Here is a 19,378-nt window from a genome sequence, read left to right on the forward strand (position 1 = left end):
TCCCGTTTCTCGCAAGAGGCTCTAAATGTTTGATTTGACTGGTAAACGCGCTCTTGTGACAGGCGCCAGCGGCGGAATCGGCCGTGAAATCGCCAAGGCGCTGGCTGCTGCCGGCGCCACCGTGGCCCTGTCCGGCACCCGCGTCGGTGCACTCGAGGATACGGCCAAGGAGATTGGCAAGGATTGCCCGATTCTCCCTGCCAACCTCTCGAGGCTCGATGAGGTCGACAAGCTCGTGCCTGCCGCGGAAGCGGCCATGGGTGGCGTCGACATCCTGGTCAACAATGCCGGCATGACGCGCGACAACCTCTTCATGCGCATGAAGGATGAGGAATGGGACGACGTCATCGCCGTCAACCTCACGGCAGCCTTCCACCTCAATCGCGCCGTCCTGCGCGGCATGATGAAGGCCCGCTGGGGCCGCATCATCGGCATTTCCTCGGTTGTGGGGGTCATGGGCAATCCGGGGCAAGGCAATTACGCCGCCTCCAAGGCCGGCCTGATCGGCATGAACAAGGCCCTCGCCTATGAAGTGGCCAGCCGCAACATCACCGTCAATTCCATCGCGCCCGGCTTCATCGCCTCGGCCATGACGGACGAACTGAACGACAAGCAGCGCGAGTCGATCCTGACCACAGTGCCGGCCGGCCGGCTTGGCACGGCCCCGGAAGTGGCCGCCTGCGCCGTGTTCCTTGCCTCCGATGCCGCGGCCTACATCACCGGCCATACTCTGAACGTGAACGGCGGCATGGCCATGATCTGACGGCTGGAACGGTGGCGCTGGCCGAAAGAACCTCTCTCGACCAGCCCCCCGTTTCCCACGGGGTCATTCCCCCGCTAACGACAGCGGACAAAAGGGGTTCTTGGCCCTCTATCTCTGCGAAAGCCTTGGAAACCGGGACAAAGGCGGTTGGCTTGCAGGGGCGAAACATGTTACTTCGCGCCGCGTTTACCCTTGCCGGATCGCCTTGCAGGCGCTTACAAGGCCGCTTACATTGGCTCAGGCAAGCCAACACCGCTTGAAGAATTGGCGCATCGCCAATAAGAAGCGAAACGAAACTTCGATTTCTAAAAGGGAAGTCAAATATGAGCGATGTCGCTGATCGGGTCCGCAAGATCGTTGTGGAACACCTCAATGTGGATGCCGAGAAGGTCACCGAAAAGGCCAGCTTCATCGACGATCTGGGTGCTGACTCCCTGGATCAGGTCGAGCTGGTGATGGCTTTCGAGGAAGAATTCTCCGTCGAGATCCCCGATGACGCCGCCGAGTCGATCCAGACTTTCGGTGATGCGGTCGCATTCCTCACCAAGGCAACCAGCTAAGAGCTGGGGCTAGGCCGCTGACCATGGAATTGCGCCGAGTCGTCGTAACCGGACTGGGGCTTGTCACGCCTCTTGGCTGTGGTGTTGAGCCGACCTGGGCCAACATTCTTGCCGGTAAGAGTGGTGCCAAGCGTATCGACGACTTCGAGGTCGACGATATTGCCTGCCAGATCGCTCACCGTCTGCCGCTGGGGGACTATGCCGATGGCAAGTACAACCCCGACGAATGGATGGAAGTGAAGGAGCAGCGCAAGGTTGACCCCTTCATCGTCTATGCCATGGCTGCGGCCACTCAGGCCATTCAGGATGCTGGCGTCGAGCCCAAGACCCCCGAGGAGCAGGAGCGCACCGGCGTTCTGATCGGCTCGGGGATCGGCGGCGTCGGCGGCATCTATGATGCCTCCGTGACCCTGCACGAAAAGGGTCCCCGCCGGATATCGCCCTTCTTCATTCCGGGCCGTCTGATCAACCTGGCTTCTGGCCATGTGTCGATCCGCTTTGGCCTCAAGGGCCCCAATCATTCGGTGGTCACAGCCTGTTCCACTGGCGCTCACGCCATTGGCGACGCCGCGCGCCTCATCGCCATGGGCGATGCGGACGTGATGGTCGCCGGTGGCACAGAGAGCTGCGTCAACCGCCTGTCGCTGGCTGGCTTCTCCGCTGCCCGCGCTCTGTCGACCGGTTTCAACGACAATCCCACAGCCGCCTCGCGGCCCTATGACAAGGACCGCGATGGTTTCGTCATGGGCGAGGGCGCCGGCATTGTGGTCCTCGAGGATTATGAGCGGGCCAAGGCCCGCGGCGCCAAGATCTACGGCGAAGTGATCGGTTATGGCCTGTCGGGCGATGCCTATCACATCACCGCGCCTTCGCCCGATGGCGATGGTGGTTACCGGGCCATGAGCGCGGCGATCAAGCGGGCCGGCATTTCTGCCGCCGATATCGACTACATCAACGCCCACGGCACCTCGACGCCGCTGGGGGACGAAATCGAACTGGGCGCGGTCACCCGTGTCCTGGGCGATGCTGCGCCCCAGACGGTGATGAGCTCCACCAAGTCGGCCATCGGCCACCTCTTGGGTGCTGCCGGTTCGGTCGAAGCGATCTTCTGCCTTCTGGCCATGCGTGACAACGTCGCGCCGCCCACGCTCAACCTCGACAATCCCTCTGTCGAGACCGAGATCAATCTCGTGCCGCACACGGCATTGAAGAAGGAAATCAACGTGGCGCTCTCCAACAGCTTCGGCTTTGGCGGCACCAATGCCACGCTGGTCATGCGCAAGGTCAGCTGATCACGACTGCGAATTTGATGGGGGCACATGGCGCTTAACCGCCATGTGCCCCTTGTCTTTGTCGGCGCTTCGCCACAGTTTGGCGAAAAAGATAATAAAGAGCGGTTGCTTGGCCCAAGTGACCCATTGCGAGTGAAACGGAAACGATGAACGACCGCAAAAAACGGCGCCGCCGCCGTTCAGGCAACGCCCTTGTCGATATCCTCAATGGTTTCCTGACCCTTCTGGTGATCGGCCTCGTTGTCGTCGCCGGGGGCTTCATCTTCGTGGCTTCGCAATATTACGGCGACGGCCCGGCTCCCGAAGAGCGGGTCTTCCGTGTCGAGACCGGCTCGTCCCTGTCCAGCACTGCGACCCGTCTGGAAGAGCAGGGGCTCATCAGTAATTCGCTGATTTTCAGCCAGTTCGGCAGCCGCGTGGAAGACAACACAGTCATCAGGGCCGGCGATTTCCGAATTCCCGCCGGCGCCAGCATGGCGGAAATCTTTACCGAGCTCACCCAGGGCAATCCGCTGCGCTATGCGGTCACCATTCCCGAGGGCTGGACTGTCTGGCAGGCCATCCAGCGTATCAATGCCGACGACCGCCTGACCGGTTCGATCGACCAATTGCCGCCCGAGGGCTCCATCCTTCCGGGCAGCTATGACTATACGCCAGGCGATACGCGTCAGTCCGTGCTCGACAAGATGCAGCTGGCCATGACACAGGCCCTGGCGGAAGTCTGGGAAACCCGCGAAGCCGATCTGCCACTGGAATCTCCGGCTGAAATGCTGATCCTGGCATCCATCGTCGAAAAGGAAACCGGCGTTGCCTCCGAGCGTCCGCAGGTCGCGGCCGTCTTCGTCAATCGCCTGCGGGTGGGGATGCGGCTGCAGTCCGACCCCACCATCATCTACGGCATCACACTGGGCCAGACGACGCTCGATCGGGGCATTCGTCGCTCCGAAATCGAGGAGCGAACCGCCTATAATACCTACCAGATCGACCGTCTGCCCCCCACGCCGATTGCCAATCCCGGCATCGATGCGCTGCGGGCCGTGGCCAATCCCGATAGTCACGATTACCTCTACTTCGTCGCCAAGGGCGCTACGCCCAGCGAAGGCCACGTCTTTGCCGAGACCTATGCCGATCATCAGCGCAATGTCGCTGCCTATCGGGCTATAGCGGCGGAAGCGGCGGCACAGGCCGAGGCGGATGCAGAATCGGCCCGCCAGACGCTGGAAGCCGAGGAGGCCGAAGACGCCCCCGACGCGCAGTAACCGCGTCGCTTGCGAGCTTGATCGGCTCTCCCGGCGCTGACGGGCAGGCTGCCGGGAATGCAATCGCGGAGCCGGCAGACTTCGGTTGAGGTCGAACGCGGTGGAGCTGACCGCCATCGGTCTTGACCTCAAGGCGGCGATCGATCAACTACGCGAGCAGGTTCAGAACATCGAATAGAGTGCTCCAATGGAATTTCAGCGCCGCGGCGTCATGCTGGTGATTGCCTCTCCCTCGGGTGCCGGAAAATCCTCCATTTCGCGATCGCTGTTCCAGCAGGATCCCAATATCCGCCTGTCCGTCTCCGTCACGACGCGCGCTCGTCGCAGCGACGAGGTCGAGGGCACCCACTATTACTTCGTCGACGAGTCGACCTTCAGGCGCATGCGCGACGAGGGCGGATTGCTCGAATCCGCAGAGGTTCACGGCAATTTCTACGGCACGCCGCGGGCCCGTGTTGAGGAACAGCTGGCGGCGGGCAACGACATCCTGTTCGATGTGGATTACCAAGGCACCCTGCAGCTCTACGAAAAGTGCCGCGCCGACATGGTGACGGTCTTCATCCTGCCGCCCACGATCCTGGAATTGCGGGCCCGGTTGGAGCGGCGCGCTCAGGACAGCGTCGGCACGATCGAAAAGCGCCTGCGCAACGCCCGGATTGAGCTCGATCACGCCAGTGAATACGACTATGTCATCATCAATAACGATCTTGAACAGTCGGTCCAGAACGTCCGGTCCATCCTTGCGTCCTCGCGCCTCAAGCGTGAACGTCAGGTCGATTTGGCAAGTTTCGTCAAGGACTTGCAGAGCCAGATCGATTCTCTCTGAGAAGATGATATCGCCCCGTGCCCACCGACTGATGACGGCAGGCGCCTTTGTCGGGACGGGTGGAAATATGGAGACCCCCACCGTCGCGGGAATGACCTCGTGACAGCCCAGGCTCCTGCCATCCGTCGCGGCACGCCGGCCTTCATCCGGGCCAACATCGCCTTCTTCCTCTCGGCTTTCTCGGTCTTTGCCTCGCTCTATTCCGTGCAGCCGCTTCTGCCGATGTTCGCGCAATATTGGGTGCGGGACGCCGGTACGGCCTCGCTGGCGCTCTCGGCAACCACGGCGACCATGGCCATGGCCCTGATCCCCGCCAGCATGCTCGCCGACCGGCTCGGTCGCCGGCGCCTCATTGTCGGCGCCTTGCTGATCACCGCAGCGCTGGGTTGCCTCCTGCCGCTGACACAGGTCTGGTGGCAGCTCATCACTCTGCGCACGCTCATGGGCGTAACCCTTGCCGGCATCCCTGCCGTCGCCATGGTCTACCTCTCCGAAGAAATGGACCCCGAGGCTCTGGGCTTTTCCATGGGCCTCTATATCGGGGGCACGGCCCTGGGCGGCATGGCCGGTCGGGTCATTTCCGGCATCCTGTCCGATCTTCTCGGCTGGCGGCTGGGCACCGGCATCCTGGCCGCGCTGATCCTTCTCGCGGCCCTTGCCGTGGCGCTGCTCCTGCCGCAGCCACGCCATTCGCTGCGCGATCCTATTCGCCTGCCCGAGCTCTGGCGCCGCTGCCGCGCCAGTTTCGACGATGCCGCCTTGCCCTGGTTGTTCGCGGCCTCGTTCCTGCTCATGGGCGGCTTCGTGACGCTCTATAATTACGCGGGCTTCCGCCTGGCTCTGCCGCCATTCCTGCTCAGCCATTCGGCCATCGCCGCCATCTTCCTCGTCTATATCTTGGGCAGTGCCAGTTCCACCTGGGCCGGCGGACTGTCGCAGCGGTTGGGCCGACGCAAGGTGTTCTGGGGGCTGGTGGCGCTCCAGGGCTTGGGTGTCGCCATCACGGCCATCCCTTCGACTCCTGTCATCATCATTGGCCTAGCCATCGCGACCATCGGCTTTTTCGCCGCCCATGGTGTCGCCAGCGCCTGGGTGACCCGGCGGGCGCGCATCGGCAAGGCACAGGCATCGGCCATCTATCTCGTGGCCTATTATCTGGGCGCGTCGATCCTGGGGACATTGGGCGGCTATGCCTGGACAGCCTGGGCCTGGCCCGGCGTCATGCTGGTCAGCGGCGGCGCGGCGCTGCTGGCACTTCTCGTGGCCATTCGGCTGGCCTTTGTCGCGCCGCTGCCAGTGCCCGACACGCCCGTGTCGCCCCTGCCGCCGGGCGGGGTCTAGCCCCGCAAGCCGGGCAGGGCGCGGGCCATGGCCAGAAATGCCTCGATCGGCAGGTCTTCGGCCCGCTCATCGCCCTTGAGCCCGGCAGCGGCCAGAAGTCCCTCGACCGGCACGCCCAGTGATTTCAGCGATTGCCGCACCATCTTGCGCCTCTGGCCGAAGGCGGCCTTGGTCACCTGCTCCACCAGTTTGACCGGCAGGTCCGGCTCGACCGGCTTGGGAACGATATGGACCACGGCCGAGGTGACATTGGGCGGGGGCACGAAGGCCTGGCGCCCCACATTGAATGCAATGCGCGCCTCGCTGCGCCAGCCGGCGAGCACACCCAGCCGTCCATAGGCGTCATCGCCGGGACGGGCGACGATCCGCTCGGCCACTTCACGCTGGAACATCAGCGTCAGGCTTTCGAAAAACGGCGGCCAGGGCTCCAGCGTCAGCCAGCCGGTCAGCAATTGCGTGCCGATATTATAGGGCAGGTTGGCGATCAGCCGCGTCGGTCCATTGGCCAGCGTGCGATAATCGATGTCCATTGCATCGCCGCCGATGACGGTCAGCCGACCAGGATAGGCGTCGGCCACTTCCGCCAATGCCGGCAGCGCCCGCGCGTCCCGCTCGATGGCGATGACTTCCCTTGCGCCTTCCGCCAGCAGCGCCCGCGTCAGCCCGCCGGGGCCCGGGCCCACCTCGATCACCCGCACGCCCTCGAGCGATCCGCCGACCCGGGCAATGCGGGCGGTCAGGTTGAGATCGAGCAGGAAATTCTGCCCCAGCTCTTTCTTGGCGCGCAAGCCATGGGTGGCGATCACGTCGCGCAGGGGCGGGAGGTTGTCGATCTGGCTCATGCTTCCTGCATCGTCATTGTGTGTGCCATCTCGATAGCCGCTGAAAAGCTCGATGGCGATGCCTTTCCGCTGCCCGCCAGTCCGAATGCCGTGCCATGGTCGGGCGACGTCCGCACGATGGGCAGGCCCAACGTCACGTTCACCCCGGCATCGAAGGCCACGGTCTTGATCGGGATCAGCGCCTGATCGTGATACATGGCCAGCACCGCGTCGAACTGACGCCAATGCGGCGGATAAAACAGCGTGTCGGCGGGCAGGGGGCCCACCGCGTCAATCCCCCCCGCGCGCGCCAGTGCCAGGGCCGGAGCTATGATCTCGACATCTTCCCGCCCGATGGCGCCGTCTTCGCCCGCATGCGGATTGAGCCCCGCCACCGCGATTTTCGGTGCGGCGATGCCGAAGCGGCGGCGAAGGTCTTCTGCCATCACTGCAAGCGTCTCGACGATCAATGGCCCGGTTACCAGTCCCGGTACGTCCTTGATCGGCACATGGATGGTCAGCGGCACGGTGCGCAGATCGCCGTGCGCCAGCATCATCACCGGCAGCTTCGGTACACCACCCTGCGCCGTCAGGTCGGCCAGAAATTCGGTATGCCCCGGATGGCGGAAACCGGCCTGATAGAGTGCCGCCTTGTTGATCGGCGCTGTCACCACGGCCCGGCATGCCCCGGCCAGCGTCGCCGCAACCGCCGCCTCTATGGCTGCAATCACCACCGGAGCGGCCGCCGCGTCGGCGTCGCCCGGTCGGTCGACCACATGGCCGGCAATTGGGAAGACCGGCAACCTGTCCGCGAATAGGCTCCCTGCGTCGGCCGGCGTGCATTCAACAATTGCGATGTCGAGGCCCAGTCGCCGCGCGCGGGCAGCGAGAAATCCGGCATGTCCGAAAACGATGAAGGCGGGCAGGTTGCGCCGGTGCCGCTCGGCGAACAGCGTCAGGATCAGGTCCGGCCCGATCCCGGCCGGCTCGCCCATCGTCACGGCCAATGGCGCCTTCATCTTGCCCCCAATGCAAAAGCAGCCGCAGGATCTGCGGCTGCGCTCGGCTGTTTCGAAATTCAGGGCGGGACTTCGGGCCCCGCCGGGATTTAGTTGCGGATGATCTTGGCGTTGGCACGAAGGCGGTCGAGATAGGCCTTGGCTTCCTGCTCATAGGCCTGGCTGCCGGCTTCCTCACGCAGCCCGCCCTTGACGAAGGTCAGGTCCTGGGCCTGCACCTTTTCGCACACGGCCAGCATCGAAAGCCCGGATTCGACAGCGCGCGGCTTGGTAAGGCCACCCACATTGAGCCCCGCCAGTTCCCGGGCGAGCGCATCAGGCATCTGCGTGGCGTGGCGGCGGCCGATATCGACCACCGCAACGTCATTATAGGTCAGCGACAATTGCACGGCGCCATCGCAGCCGGCAAAGTTGGCGCGGTAATTGTTCGCCTGGCCCGACCGGCCATTGCCGATAAAGGTCACTTCCTTGAGGATGTAATCGAAGTTCTGGTAGTCGGCGACTTTCTGGGCAGCCTGCTGGTCCAGTTCAAGCTCCGAAATCTGCACGCTCGGCATGATGGCCTGTTCGGCAACGGCATTCCAGGCAATGGCAGCGCGCAGGCGCGCCTGCAGGGAATCGCTGTTCACGCCACCCTGCTGCAGCATCTGCTGCAGCCGGTCACGGCTCATGTTCAGGTTGCGCGCGATCTGGAGGAAGGCCTCGTCCACCTGCGAGTTGGAAACGGAGATGCCCAGGCGTGCGGCTTCCTGCAACTGGATCGCTTCGGTGATCAGCTGTTCGAGCGCGCCGTTGCGTCCCGTATTATTGCCTTCCATGCGGAACAGGCGAATGCGCTGGTCCACCTGGACGTCGCTGATGGCTTCGCCATTGACGGTGACAACGGTCGCCGCATAGGCGGGCAGGGCAGCAGTGCTGGCAACGGTCAGGGCCAGGAACAGGGCGGCGATTGGGCGCCGAAGATCTGCAAATGTCATGGTCGGGTCCGCTCGTTTCGTGACGCCTTCAATGCGGCGTCCGGTCCTTGCTGTCAATTGGGCGACGAATACGGCCAAAATCCGGACCGGTTACGTCCACCCATCTTCTTTATAAAGCAGAACGGTGAGGCCAATCACGATCGCGACAATTGCCGGCCCGATGGCCGCAAATGTCGGGCTCAGCACGCCTGTCGAACCTGCTCGGTCGGCCATTTCGGTGATGATGAAGACCACAAAGCCCAGCACCACCCCATAAAGCACGGCGGGGCCGAACTGGGTGTTGCGGCTATAGCCCGCCGTGAAGGCGAAGGCGATCAGCAGAGATCCGGTCAAGACCAGCGGCAGGGCTAGCAGCTTGATCAGCCGCATGCTGGTGGCGGCCCGGATCGAGGGATCTGCCACGCCGCGCTGCAGCAATTCCGCCAGCTCGAAAAAGGTGAGGTCTTCTGTTGAGGCGGTCTTGAGGTCGATCTCCGCTGCCGAGGATGTCGTGGGCACGCTGATGTCGTTGACGCGACGCGGTGCGGCATTGGCGGTGCGGACCAGCGCCGAGGGCATGTGCCAGGCGCCATTCGACAGAAATGCTTCGTCCGCCTCGATCTGGGCGACCTCGCTTTCGCCCATATGGAATAGGGTGACATTGCCCAGGGCGGCGCCTCCGGGCGCCATGCTGCGTGCCATCAGCACATAATGGACGTCACCGCTGCGCTGCTCCAGCCAGATCTCGCCAGGCGGGGTCAATTGCGCCGCCTGACCGGGCGGAGTGGGGCTGAGCTCGCGGTTGATCTGCGTGCTGATGGTTTCGGCGCCCAATGCGATCACGAAGCTCACCAGCACCAGCGCAGCGACGGGGGCTCGCAGCACGCGCCAGATGGAAATGCCGCTGGCCTTGATCACCGTCAGTTCGTGCCGCGCCTTGAGGTCCGCAAGGCCCAGTATGCCGCCCATGAGCACGGTGACGGGCAGCGTCTTGATGGTCCAGCGCACTGCGCTCATGGCCACCATCAGGATCGCAGTCGGCAGGCCCCGCTGCTCGGCCACATAGTTGAACCGCCAGGTGTCGAGCGATTCCACGAGCGCAATGATCCCGTAGAAAATGAACACGGTCATGAGGACGCGACTGCCGATCCGTGCCAGAACCAGTCGATCGATGCGGTTCATCATGCCTGCAGCGCCTCCTGCACTGGCCTGCGCGGCCGGAAGCGTATGGCCAGCACCATGGCGGAAATCAGGATCAGAAGGATTGCGCCGGTTCCCGTGCCCAGCGGGCTGTAGGAGCCGATGCCGCGCTCGGCAAAGCCCACCAGCAGGACCACGGCCTCGAGGGGCAGACGGAACCGGGCCCGCCGCCCGCTGGGAAAGCCCGCTATGGCCAGCACGAACAGGCAGAGACCGATCACCCGCAGGGCTTCGGCGCTGCGGTTCAGCAGCAGGGTCACCGCTTCGGGCGACCATTCCCCTGATGAAAGGCCGCTGCCCAGCAGCTCGAAACTGTTCCGTTCCAGCAACGGATTGACGAAGGCCGTCTGCTGGCTGAGGCTTTCGACATTGATGTCGTAACGGGCAAATCGGATTTCCGAATAGCGGCCGTCGTCGGCGCTGTATTGCAGCGTGCCATTCTGGAGTTGCAGAATGTATTCGTCGTCCAGCGCCATGACGCGCGCCGATTCGGCGATATAGGTGCGGCGCGTCTCGGGGTCGCGCCGATCATCGGCGAAGAATTCCGAAATCAGCCCGCCATCCTCGCGGCCACCGATCAGCAGCACCACGCCCGGCGTCACCTGGGTGAAGCGATTGGGCTTGAGCGTCGAGCTGACGAGGTCTGCCGCAATGCTCGATGACAGCACGTTGAGCTGCCGGTTTGCCCAGGGCTCGGCCACATGCGCCAGCAGCATGGCCACGAGCGAGCCTGCCGCCATGGTCGACAGGGTGGCGCGCCAGAGGCCGGAGAGGCCGTGCGAGGTATGGATGATGTGCAGCTCATGGCTGTTCTGCAGGGCCATCAGCGCCCGCACCATGCCGATGCCCACACAGATATAGAAGAACGACAAGGCCAGCGGCGGCATGGTGTAGAGCGCCTGCAGGGCCAGCGTGCCGAAGCCCTGTCCCTTGACCGACACCACCTCGAAGGAGCGCAGGCAATTGACCAGCCAGAGCAGCACGCACACGATTCCGAACAGGATCATGGCGTCCACGGCGAACAGGCGGGTCAGATAGGCAGTGAGCTTTCTCATGGCGGCGCACCTTGGTGCAGTTTGCGCCGCCAGACAATCCCGGCGCTGGTGGAAGTCTTGGGCGCAGGCTAAGATGCGTTCATGGCTGAAGTGCTCTTCTATCACCTCGAATCGCGCCCATTGGAGGCCGTCATTCCCCTGCTTCTCGAAAAAACGCTGGAGCGCGGCTGGCGTGCCGTGGTCGAGGTCGGTTCCCCCGAACGGGCAGAGGCGCTGGACGCCCATCTCTGGACCTTTCGCGACGACAGTTTCCTGCCCCACGGGCTCGCCGGAGACGAAACCGACGCCCATCAGCCCATCCTTCTGACCACTGCTTCCGACAATCCAAACGGCGCCAATGTGCGCTTCTTTGTCGATCGCGCCGTCCCGCAATCGTCCGAGGGCTATGATCGCCTCGTCTTCATGTTCTCGGGCCACGACCCCGATGCCCTGGCCGAGGCACGCCTTGCCTGGCGGGCCATGCGCGAGGGCAACGACGTCACCTATTGGCAACAGGAAGACAGCGGACGCTGGGTGAAAAAAGCATGACGCCCGACCTTTCCTCGCCCAGCCATCACCGCTGGTACGAAGACATCTTCGCCATCTTCATCGGCACGACGCTGGTGTCGCTGGGCATCGCCTTTTACGCCGAGGCGCAATTGGCCACCGGCAGCACGGCCGGGCTTGCGCTGCTTCTGCAATATGCCACCGGTATTCCCTTCGGCTTGCTCTTTTTCGGCATCAACCTGCCGTTCTACGCGCTGGCCTTCCTGCGCATGGGCCTGCCCTTTGCGCTCAAGACCATTGCCAGCGTGGCGCTGGTATCGCTCTTTGCGGGTCAGGTGCCCGGCTGGATCGGCATCGAACGCATCGAGCCGCTCTTTGCGGCCCTTGCCGGCGGCGGGCTGATCGGGCTGGGCATACTGTCGCTCTTCCGCCACAAGGCCAGTGTCGGCGGCATCAATATCCTGGCGCTCTTTCTTCAGGATAATTTCGGCATCCGCGCCGGCTATTTTCAGCTCGGCGTGGATGCCTGCATTCTCGTGGCGGCCTTCTTCATCCTGCCCTTTGATCGCGTGCTCTATTCGATCCTGGGCGCTTTGGTGCTCAACATGATCATCGCGCTCAACCACCGGCGCGACCGCTATGTGGGTTTCAGTTAGCCGTGTCGCCCCATCCGACGATGTCGTAGAGGTACATGTAGAACATCTGCTCGGCCAGCTCGTAACAATAGATCACCTCGCTGTCGCTGGGACTGTAGAAGGCATTGGCCTCTCCGCATTGGGTAGCGCGGAACGTCACCTTGCCCGGCAGGTTGAAGCTCGCGGCCACGGTGTCGGCGGCATAGTCCATTATCCCCGAGGTCTTGAGCGCCTCGGCAAAATCCTCGTATTCCCCGGCATCCTCGTAGACCACTTCCACCTGTGAGACGTCATCGCCCTCGATCAGGTAGGGGTCGAGCAGCTTCATCCATGAGGTGAAGGCCTGTTCATAGGTATAGCCGCATGCTTCCTGCTGCTCGGCGTCGATCTCGTAGATATCGGCGGTTTCCCCAAAGGCCTCGGGGTCCTTGCCCACCATCATGCACACCATGGCATAGGCGCGCTGGATATCGAGGCTATGGTCCGAATAATAGGAGAACTCGTCCACGCCCGACCCCGTCGAATTGACGGCGTTGAAATACCAGCCATCGGCGGCGTTGATCAGAGCATCGTAGCTGTCCTCAGCCTCGTCGAATTCGAGCAGCCAGATCGTGGCCAGCGCGTCGACCGCATCTTCTTCCTTGCCCAGCACCGGCAGGCCCAGTTCGCCCACCAGCATGTGCCCGATCTCGTGATACATCGTGAACGCCGCGTCATGCATGGCGAAGGTCATGGCCTCGCCCAGAATTTCGGCATCCGCGTCGTCCTGCGCATGGGCTGGCGCAGCGCCAAGTCCCAGGCACAAAAAAGCGGCCGCAGCCGCAAGTTTCAGCGTCATGGATTTCATTCCCTCACACAGCGCCCCCGCTGCGCACATGCCCTATTTCCGGCTGATCTCGGGCAATTCGTCAACATACATTTGCAGGAAATCCTGCACCAGTTCGTAGCAGAAGATCACCTCGACCGTTTCGGGGTCATAGAATGCATTGGGCTCGCCACAGCGCCGCGCGGTGAACTTGACGCGACCCTCCATGCGATAACCGCGCCGGACCTCCTCGGCCACGCTGTCAAAGATGCCGCTGCTGCGGAAGATCCGTTCCGCCGTGCGCAGCCGCTGCCCGCCATTGTGGTATCGCACGTCCACCTGTGTGCCCGTTCCCGGATTGTCGAGCAAAGCCCGCATCGAGCGATCGAGCACCTCATAGTCGAAATGGCAGCTGCGCTGGCGATCCGCCTGCATCGAGTAGGAGTTGGCCACCGGGCGAAATGCCGGGCCATCCGCGCCCACCATCAGGCAGACGATCTGCATCGAGCGATGCCGGTCGGGCGTATAGCCGGCGGCATAATCTTCGTCGTCATAGGCGTCGCCATAGATCTTGCCCGAGATCATCCAGCCTGACGCTGCGTCTTCCAGCGCCTGATTGGCGTCCGGCGTACGCTTTTGCAGCAGCATCCAGGTCGCCATGTTGTCCGCCGCATCCTCCTCCCGGCCGAGCAGCGGCAGCTTTAGCCGGTCGATCAGCAGGTGCCCCACCTCGTGATAGAGCGTGAAGAGGCTGTTATTGACCGCAAAGCGCAGCGTGTCGGCGCGCTCGCTCTTGGACAATCCGGCCAGCGGATCAGCCTGGGCCGGCCCGGCCAGGGCCAGCATGAGGGCCGTGACGATCAGGAACAGACGCCGCATCTTTGCCCTCCAGGTCAGTCCCGCCAGCAAAGGCCAGAGGGGCATCGCCTGTCAACGACCTCTCGGGCTTTTGGTAAAGCCTGTGGGCAGAGCGCCCCAGTCCCGCCTGCCTCAGGCCCTTTCGGCCTCTTCGAGCTCCGCGCTCAGTTCCAGCCAGGTTTCCTCGATGGCCTCGAGATCGCTGCCGAACCGGGCCTTGTCCTTGCCCAGGGCGATCATTCTGTCCGGTGGCCCGTTATAGACCTTGGGATCGTTGAGTTGCGCCTCGATCTTGTCGATTTCGGTGCGCAGCCGTTTCATCTTGGTCTCGGCATCGCTGATGGACTTCTTGAGTGGGGCCAGCTCAGCCCGCCGCGCCGCCGCTTCCTGCCGCGATTGCTTGCGCTCTCCGGACGCTGTCGCGCCATTCCCCTTGCTGTCCTTGCCCGAAGTGATGCTGCGCTGATAGCTGTCGAGATCCTCGTCGAGCTCGCGGATCGTGCCGTTCTCGGCGATCCACAGCGTGTCGCAGGTCGCCTCGATCAGGTGCCGGTCGTGGCTGATGATCAGCACTGCCCCCTGGTAGTCGTTGAGCGCATAGACCAGAGCGTCACGGCTATCGATATCCAGATGGTTGGTCGGTTCGTCGAGGATCATCATCGAGGGCCCCGAAAAGGTGATGAGCCCCATCAGCAGCCGCGCCCGCTCGCCGCCCGAAAGGCTCTTGGCCTTGGTATCCATGCGGCTCGTGGTCAGCCCCATCTGCGCGAGCCGGCTGCGTCGCTTGGCCTCGCTGTCGAGCGGCATCAGCTCGGTGACGTGCTCCAGCGGCGTCTGCTCGGGCTTGAGCTTGTCCATCTGGTGCTGGGCGAAATGGGCGATATTGAGCTTCTTGTTGATCTTGAGGCTGCCGTCGATCACCCCGATATCGCCCGCTAGGAGCTTGGCGAAGGTTGACTTGCCGTTGCCGTTGACCCCGATCAGGGCGATGCGGGCATCCGGGTCGATGCGTTGGGTGACATTGCGCAGGATCACCGTGTCGCCATAGCCGGTCGATACGCCGTCGAGCGTGATCATAGGGGTCGGCAAGTCCACCTTGGGCTGCTGGAACTGGAACGGGGCGGCATGTTCGTCGAACATGGCCTCCGGCGGCTTCAGCTTTTCGATCATCTTGACGCGCGCCTGCGCCTGCTTGGCCTTGGTCGCCTTGGCCTTGAAGCGGTCCACGAACTTCTGCAGATGCGCGATCTGGTCGAGCGTTTTCTCGCGGCTCTTGTTGTTGAGCTCCATCTGCATGCGGCGCGTTTCTTCGAACGTGTCGTAATTGCCTTTGTAGAAGGTCAGCTTCTTGTGCTCGAGATGCACGATCGAGTTGACCGCCTTGTTGAGCAGGTCACGGTCGTGGCTGATGAGAAAGACGGTGTAGGGGTAGGTGGCCAGGTATTTCTCCAGCCATAGCGTGCCTTCGAGATCGAGATAATTGGTCGGTTCGTCCAGCAGCAGCAGGTCGGGCTGGCTGAACAGCACGGCGGCCAGCGCCACCCGCATCCGCCAGCCGCCCGACAACTGCCGTGTCGGGGCGTTTTGCCGGTCCTGCTCGAAGCCCAGACCCTTGAGAATGGACGAGGCGCGCGCCTCGGCCGTGTGCGCGTCGATATCGGCCAGCCGCGTATAGATCTCGCCGATCCGGTCGGGATCGGTCGCAGTCTCGGCTTCCGCCATCAGCGCCGTGCGCTCCTTGTCGGCGGCCAGCACCACGTCCAGCACGGTTTCGTCGCCGGCAGGGGCTTCCTGTGCGACCGCGCCGATCCGCGCCTTCTTGTTGACCTCGATCGAGCCGCTATCGGCCCCGATATGGCCCTGGATCAGGTGGAACAGCGTGGTCTTGCCTGTGCCGTTCTTGCCCACGAAGCCGGCCTTGGCGCCGTCCGGCAAGACAAAGCTCGCCTCGTCCAGCAGCACGCGCCCCTGGATACGATAGGTGAGGTTATTGATGCTCAACATGGCGACGGACCGATCTGCTGGCGTCGACCCCGCGCGCGCCTTCGGGGCAGGGGACGCATGAATTTGTTGCCCGAGGAATTAGGGGCTTGCTGCCCATAAGGCAACCGCCCGACACGCTCCTGCCGGATTTGCCGCGCATCCATTTGGGCGGGGCGGACGTTTCAAGCAAAAATCTGCAACAAGGAAAATGTTATGCGCTCCAGTCTTTTTGCCCTTGCCGCCGTATCGGCCGTTCTCATCGCTGCGCCTGCCCTGGCCCAGGATCAGTCTGGCGCCGCGAGCCCGGCCACAAACGCTCCGGCCGAGCAGACCCTGCGCCTCGACGACCTCGATGCCACCCGCATCAATCCCAATCAGATCACCATCGAGTTCGAATATGATGGCGGCGCCTGCGAACAGGTCGGTCCTGCCGAAGTGGGCGAGCTGGTGGACGGCACTCTTGCCGTGACCTTCCCGACCATCTCCACAGCCGAAGTCTGCACCATGCAGGTGGTCGAGATCGAAGTCGAACAGACCATCGAGGCCGAGCATATCGTCTCCAGGGTCGACGTGACGCTGACCCGTCCGGACGGGTCTGTGCTGGCGACCGGCACGACCGACGTCGACCACGACTAAAGCTGGACTGCCTGCATCCAGAACCCTTATTGCCCGGCTTGTCCGGGCAATGCCTTTTCAGCATGCGATCAAATGGACCATCGGGACGAGCCCGGCGGTGACGCCGACAGAAAGTTGGTGGCTGGCCCGATCCAGCTGTCTTGCGTCTGGCACATGTCCCCGCTAAAAGGCCCCACCTTTCCCAAGCTAATGCAGGATATGACCGCCATGGCGATCGAACGCACCTTCTCCATCATCAAGCCCGATGCCGTCCGCCGCAACCTGATCGGCAAGATCCTCACCAAGTTCGAGGAAGCTGGTCTCCGCCCGATCGCCCTCAAGAAGATCCACATGACCCGCGCCCAGGCCGAAGGCTTCTACGCGGTCCACAAGGAACGCCCCTTCTTCGGCGAACTCGTCGAGCAGATGATCGCGTCCCCGGTCGTCGTTCAGGTTCTCGAAGGCGAAGGCGCGATCCTCAAGAACCGTGAGATCATGGGCGCCACCAACCCGGAAAACGCAGCTGAAGGCACCATCCGCAAGGAATTTGCCCTGTCCGTCGGCGAAAACTCGGTCCACGGTTCCGACGCCCCGGAAACCGCTGCCCAGGAAATCAAGTACTTCTTCAGCGACGAAGAACTCGTCGGGTGAGATCCGACGGCTGGCTCTAGCCAGCCGGCAGATCGCTCCGGTGAAGCGATCTGAGGGACGAACGCCCTGAGCCATGCGAAGGGCCGGAGCGATCTTTCCTCCACCACTCAATACCAGGCCGCCCGCCGGGCGGCCTTTTTGCTTGTTCGTGCTATAGTGACGCGAACTTTTCCCGGGTTAGTCCACCGAGCTGGCGAAAACCCATTGATGGAACACCACTTTCTTGTCGGAGCATCCCGCATTGCGTCGGGGCACGGCACCATGGTGTCCCCGCTCCGAAAGAACGATAGTGTCTCTGCCTGAAACCATTCTGCCCCCGATTGCCCGTGCCCTCGATGCCAAGGGTTACGCCGAACTCACTCCAGTCCAGTCCGCGGTCATCGAAGACAATACCGCCGGTCGCGACCTGCTCGTTTCCGCCCAGACCGGCTCGGGCAAGACCGTTGCCTTCGGCATGGCCATCGCGCCGACCCTCTTGGGCGAGGCCGAAATGCTGCCGCCGCCCGGCGCGCCGCTGGCCCTCGTGATCGCTCCGACGCGCGAACTGGCCATGCAGGTGCAGCGCGAGCTGACCTGGCTCTATGCCGAAACCGGCGCGCAGACTGCCCAGGGCGTTGGCGGCATGGATCAGCGCACCGAGCGCCGGGCGCTTGAACGCGGCGCCCATATCGTCGTCGGTACGCCCGGTCGCCTGCGCGATCACATTACCCGCGGCGCTCTGGACATGTCGGCCTTGCGCGCCGTCGTGCTCGACGAGGCCGATGAAATGCTCGACCTCGGCTTCCGCGAAGATCTCGAATTCATCCTCGCCGCTGCGCCTGAGGATCGCCGCACCCTGTTGTTCTCGGCCACTGTGCCCAAGCCGATCGCCGAACTGGCCAAGACCTTCCAGAAGAACGCCCTGCGCATCACGGCCGCCAGCACCGGCCAGCAGCATGCCGATATCGAATACAAGCTCATGTCGGTGCCCGCTGCCGAGCGCGAAAATGCGGTCATCAACACGCTGCTCTGGTATGACAGCACCAACACCATCGTCTTTGCCTCTACCCGCGAGGCGGTCAAGCATCTCTCGGCGCGCCTGCACAATCGCGGCTTCGACGTCGTCACCCTCTCCGGCGAGTTGACCCAGGCCGAGCGCACCAATGCCCTGCAATCCATGCGCGATGGCCGGGCCCGCATCTGCGTGGCCACCGACGTGGCGGCGCGCGGTATCGATCTGCCCAATCTCGACCTTGTCATTCACGCCGATCTGCCGATGAATGCCGAAACCCTGCTGCACCGCTCTGGCCGCACTGGCCGGGCAGGGCGCAAGGGCACCTGCGTGGTCATCGCGCCCGCCCATCGCAAGCGCGTCGCGCTTTCGATCCTGCGAACAGCCAAGATTGAGGCCGAGAACATCGCGCCGCCCAGCGCCGAGGCCATCGACGCCCGCTATCGCGAAACCATTCTCACCAATGCCCTGCTCAGCGATCCGGTTACCGAGGACGAGCAGCCCAGCATTGCGAGCCTTGTCGAAAAGTGGCCGGCCGAAGCGCTGGCCGCAGCCTATCTGCGCATGCAGCTGGCCGCGCGCCCTGTTCCCGAGGACGTCACCGCCACCGCAGACGATTCCGGCGACCGTTCGCCCCGCACCCGCGATGCCTTTGCCGGCGGCTCCTGGTTCAAGGTCACTATCGGTCGCAAGCAGCGCGCTGAGCCGCGCTGGCTTCTGCCGATGATCTGCAAGGCCGGTGGCGTTACCAAGTCGGCCATCGGGTCGATCCGCATCTTCGACACCGAGACCCATTTCGAGGTCGCTGCCGACAAGGTGGACTCCTTCCTGCGTTCGGTTGGCAAGAACGGCACCGGCGAGCGCGGCGTGCATATTTCGTCCATCGATGGCCCCGGCGAGCGCCAGGAGCGCCCTCAATCCAAGCGTCGTCCGCCCGGCCCCCCGGAAAAGTACGATCCGATGGCTCCGCGTCCCGAGCGCGCCGACCGCAAGCAGCGTTACGGCTCGTCAAGCCTGCGTCCCGACGATTTCGAACAGCCCGGCGAGCGTCCGTCCACACGGCCTGCGGAGCAGCCCGGCGAACACGTCACCATTCGCCCGGCAAAATCGGCCAAATCAGCAAAGCCGGTCTCCAAGGACAAGGGCAAGCCGAAATGGTCCAAACCCACGGCCGAAGGCGATGCCCGTCCTCCCAAGAAGAAGGCCGCCAAGCCCAAGGACCACAAGAAGACCCGCGCTGTCGACTGAGATATTTCGCCGTC

19 protein-coding genes and 1 pseudogene are annotated in these 19,378 nt (G+C 63.4%); 12 read left to right on the forward strand and 8 right to left on the reverse strand.

Going from position 1 to position 19,378, the window contains the following annotated elements; genetic code table 11:
• Nucleotides 1–25 precede the first annotated feature (25 nt).
• The 7 genes and pseudogenes from fabG (at nt 26) to VE26_RS04045 (ending at nt 6,041) form a co-directional block, all read left to right on the forward strand.
• Complete coding sequence (gene fabG, locus VE26_RS04020) at nt 26–763, forward strand: 3-oxoacyl-[acyl-carrier-protein] reductase (RefSeq protein ID WP_046103860.1); 738 nt, start codon at nt 26–28, stop codon at nt 761–763.
• A 323-nt stretch (nt 764–1,086) separates the two neighbouring features.
• Entirely contained in the window at nt 1,087–1,323 is a 237-nt protein-coding gene (locus VE26_RS04025) for an acyl carrier protein (protein ID WP_046103861.1), read from the forward strand.
• A 29-nt stretch (nt 1,324–1,352) separates the two neighbouring features.
• Complete coding sequence (gene fabF, locus VE26_RS04030; RefSeq protein WP_046104994.1) at nt 1,353–2,615, forward strand: beta-ketoacyl-ACP synthase II; 1,263 nt, start codon at nt 1,353–1,355, stop codon at nt 2,613–2,615.
• A gap of 146 nt (nt 2,616–2,761) precedes the next feature.
• Nucleotides 2,762–3,874, forward strand: coding sequence for an endolytic transglycosylase MltG (mltG, locus tag VE26_RS04035; RefSeq protein WP_046103862.1), 1,113 nt, complete (start codon nt 2,762–2,764; stop codon nt 3,872–3,874).
• Nucleotides 3,875–3,935: 61 nt separating this feature from the next.
• Nucleotides 3,936–4,052 (forward strand): annotated as a pseudogene (locus VE26_RS17340) (endoribonuclease YicC domain-containing protein); the annotation flags it as partial.
• Between the two features lie 9 nt (nt 4,053–4,061).
• Nucleotides 4,062–4,700 carry a guanylate kinase gene (gene gmk, locus VE26_RS04040; protein WP_046103863.1) on the forward strand — a complete coding sequence of 213 codons (639 nt, stop codon included), beginning with the start codon at nt 4,062–4,064 and terminating at the stop codon, nt 4,698–4,700.
• Between the two features lie 99 nt (nt 4,701–4,799).
• Entirely contained in the window at nt 4,800–6,041 is a 1,242-nt protein-coding gene (locus VE26_RS04045; RefSeq protein WP_046103864.1) for an MFS transporter, read from the forward strand.
• Here VE26_RS04045 and rsmA read toward each other — a convergent pair.
• The 5 genes from rsmA to VE26_RS04070 all read right to left on the reverse strand — a co-directional run bounded on the left by rsmA (nt 6,038) and on the right by VE26_RS04070 (nt 11,092).
• Nucleotides 6,038–6,883: a 16S rRNA (adenine(1518)-N(6)/adenine(1519)-N(6))-dimethyltransferase RsmA gene (rsmA, locus tag VE26_RS04050; protein ID WP_046103865.1), complete on the reverse strand. Its 846-nt coding sequence runs from the start codon at nt 6,881–6,883 to the stop codon at nt 6,038–6,040. The two genes, VE26_RS04045 and rsmA, sit on opposite strands and share 4 nt — an antisense overlap.
• Nucleotides 6,880–7,881 carry a 4-hydroxythreonine-4-phosphate dehydrogenase PdxA gene (gene pdxA / locus VE26_RS04055; protein ID WP_152658699.1) on the reverse strand — a complete coding sequence of 334 codons (1,002 nt, stop codon included), beginning with the start codon at nt 7,879–7,881 and terminating at the stop codon, nt 6,880–6,882. The genes rsmA and pdxA overlap by 4 nt, the downstream gene beginning before the upstream one ends.
• Nucleotides 7,882–7,970: 89 nt before the next feature.
• Complete coding sequence (locus tag VE26_RS04060) at nt 7,971–8,858, reverse strand: peptidylprolyl isomerase (RefSeq protein ID WP_046103867.1); 888 nt, start codon at nt 8,856–8,858, stop codon at nt 7,971–7,973.
• A 90-nt stretch (nt 8,859–8,948) separates the two neighbouring features.
• Nucleotides 8,949–10,022, reverse strand: coding sequence for an LptF/LptG family permease (locus tag VE26_RS04065; protein ID WP_160297792.1), 1,074 nt, complete (start codon nt 10,020–10,022; stop codon nt 8,949–8,951).
• Nucleotides 10,019–11,092 carry an LptF/LptG family permease gene (locus VE26_RS04070; RefSeq protein ID WP_046103869.1) on the reverse strand — a complete coding sequence of 358 codons (1,074 nt, stop codon included), beginning with the start codon at nt 11,090–11,092 and terminating at the stop codon, nt 10,019–10,021. The genes VE26_RS04065 and VE26_RS04070 overlap by 4 nt, the downstream gene beginning before the upstream one ends.
• 81 nt (nt 11,093–11,173) lie before the next feature.
• On the opposite strand from VE26_RS04070, the gene VE26_RS04075 reads away from it, so the two are divergent.
• Nucleotides 11,174–11,620, forward strand: a complete 447-nt coding sequence (locus VE26_RS04075) for a DNA polymerase III subunit chi (protein WP_046103870.1) — start codon at nt 11,174–11,176, stop codon at nt 11,618–11,620.
• Nucleotides 11,617–12,234, forward strand: coding sequence for a YitT family protein (locus tag VE26_RS04080; protein WP_046103871.1), 618 nt, complete (start codon nt 11,617–11,619; stop codon nt 12,232–12,234). Before VE26_RS04075 ends, VE26_RS04080 begins: the two co-directional genes overlap by 4 nt.
• Here VE26_RS04080 and VE26_RS04085 read toward each other — a convergent pair.
• The 3 genes from VE26_RS04085 to VE26_RS04095 form a co-directional block, all read right to left on the reverse strand.
• Nucleotides 12,227–13,051, reverse strand: a complete 825-nt coding sequence (locus VE26_RS04085; RefSeq protein ID WP_160297793.1) for a DUF4344 domain-containing metallopeptidase — start codon at nt 13,049–13,051, stop codon at nt 12,227–12,229. The genes VE26_RS04080 and VE26_RS04085 overlap by 8 nt on opposite strands.
• A 42-nt stretch (nt 13,052–13,093) precedes the next feature.
• Nucleotides 13,094–13,897, reverse strand: coding sequence for a DUF4344 domain-containing metallopeptidase (locus tag VE26_RS04090; protein WP_046103872.1), 804 nt, complete (start codon nt 13,895–13,897; stop codon nt 13,094–13,096).
• A 111-nt stretch (nt 13,898–14,008) separates the two neighbouring features.
• Nucleotides 14,009–15,880, reverse strand: coding sequence for an ABC-F family ATP-binding cassette domain-containing protein (locus VE26_RS04095; RefSeq protein ID WP_046103873.1), 1,872 nt, complete (start codon nt 15,878–15,880; stop codon nt 14,009–14,011).
• A gap of 192 nt (nt 15,881–16,072) precedes the next feature.
• Between VE26_RS04095 and VE26_RS04100 the strand changes: the two genes are divergently transcribed.
• The 3 genes from VE26_RS04100 to VE26_RS04110 all read left to right on the forward strand — a co-directional run bounded on the left by VE26_RS04100 (nt 16,073) and on the right by VE26_RS04110 (nt 19,364).
• A complete protein-coding gene (locus VE26_RS04100; RefSeq protein WP_046103874.1) occupies nt 16,073–16,495 on the forward strand; it encodes a DUF2059 domain-containing protein in 423 nt (140 codons plus the stop codon).
• A 207-nt stretch (nt 16,496–16,702) separates the two neighbouring features.
• Nucleotides 16,703–17,125, forward strand: a complete 423-nt coding sequence (ndk, locus tag VE26_RS04105; RefSeq protein WP_046104996.1) for a nucleoside-diphosphate kinase — start codon at nt 16,703–16,705, stop codon at nt 17,123–17,125.
• A 289-nt stretch (nt 17,126–17,414) separates the two neighbouring features.
• On the forward strand, nt 17,415–19,364 hold the full coding sequence (locus VE26_RS04110) for a DEAD/DEAH box helicase (protein ID WP_046103875.1): 1,950 nt from the start codon (nt 17,415–17,417) through the stop codon (nt 19,362–19,364).
• Nucleotides 19,365–19,378 lie beyond the last annotated feature (14 nt).

Origin of the sequence: Devosia chinhatensis, from assembly GCF_000969445.1 — a bacterium.
GTDB lineage: Bacteria > Pseudomonadota > Alphaproteobacteria > Rhizobiales > Devosiaceae > Devosia > Devosia chinhatensis.